Raw genomic sequence first — 1,307 nt, forward strand, 5'->3', positions numbered from 1 at the left:
TTTTTTTGTATATTTAAGAAAATGAATGAATCAACAGAAAATAATATGAATATGCAAAGCAAAAAAAATCCACCACGCGGATTGTTTGATGAATTTGACCAATTAGACAAATTGAGCAAACTCAACGACCCGTTAGAGAGACTCATCAAGAGAATAGATTTCGAAGTATTCAGGGATGATCTCAACACCATCTATCAAAACAACGACCGCAAAAGTAATGCAGGTGCCAAGCCGTATGACTATGTGATGATGCTCAAGATCCTGATACTGCAGCGGCTCTACAATCTTTCCGATGAACAGATGGAGTTTCAAATCAACGACAGAGCCACCTTCAAACGATTTCTGGGTTTAAATATAAGCGACAGAGTACCTGATACGAACACGATATGGACATTCAAAGAAAAATTAAAACACAATGACAACGAGAAAAAACTCTTTGAGTGCTTTTACACCATATTAGAATCGCAAGGATTAATCGTTGATGAAGGGAAGATGGTGGATGCCAGTTTTCATGAAGTGCCCCGCCAGCGCAATAGCCGTGAAGAGAACACACAAATCAAAGAAGGGCAAATACCGAATGACTGGAAGAACAACGCACACAAACTCAGTCATAAGGATACCGATGCCCGTTGGACAAAGAAAAACGGAGTAAACTACTACGGCTACAAAAACCACATTAAAGCCGACACAAAAAGCAAATTGATAGAGAGCTATACCGTAACCGATGCCAGCGTACACGATTCCCAAACATTAGAAAAATTGTTGGATGAAAAAGACAAAGGTCAACCCCTGTATGCCGATAGCGCTTACACCGGAGAAAACCAAGAAGCAACTATCGAAGAAAAAAAGATGATCAACCGGGTGCATGAAAAAGGTTATCGCAATACACCACTCACCGAAACACAAAAAGAAAACAACAGAGGAAAATCAAAAATACGCGCACGCATCGAACACATCTTCGGACACATTGAAAACAGCATGAACGGAAGCTCCATGCGCTCGATAGGCATACTGAGAGCAAGAGTCGTCATCGGGCTTACCAACTTAGCCTACAATATCAGCAGAGCCATACAACTCGGAATACAAATGTTGAGGGTGAAGTGTGCCCTGTCGTGAAAAATCAGATGATGTCAACAAAAGAGAAAAGAAATTAACACAAAAATCAATCTTCAAGGAAACAATTTCATACATCAGAAATCATCAGCACATAACTAACAATGTAACCAATCACCAAACGCACCATAAACATGGTACACGACGATAAAATCTATAACACTAAACTTATATTTGAATTTTTGGAACTGCCC

1 protein-coding gene is annotated in these 1,307 nt (G+C 39.7%); it reads left to right on the forward strand.

Translation table 11 applies throughout. From position 1 onward, the window contains the following. Nucleotides 1-45 precede the first annotated feature (45 nt). Nucleotides 46-1,116, forward strand: a complete 1,071-nt coding sequence (locus tag QME58_14375; GenBank protein ID MDI6804998.1) for an IS5 family transposase — start codon at nucleotides 46-48, stop codon at nucleotides 1,114-1,116. The last annotated feature ends 191 nt before the right edge of the window (nucleotides 1,117-1,307 follow it).

The sequence above is a fragment of the Bacteroidota bacterium genome, assembly GCA_030017895.1.
GTDB lineage: Bacteria > Bacteroidota > Ignavibacteria > UBA10030 > BY39 > JASEGV01.

What these genes read in the sequence shown, in the direction of transcription:
- QME58_14375 (MDI6804998.1), top strand. Translation starts at nt 46, where the DNA reads ATGAATATGCAAAGCAAAAAAAATCCACCACGCGGATTGTTTGATGAA.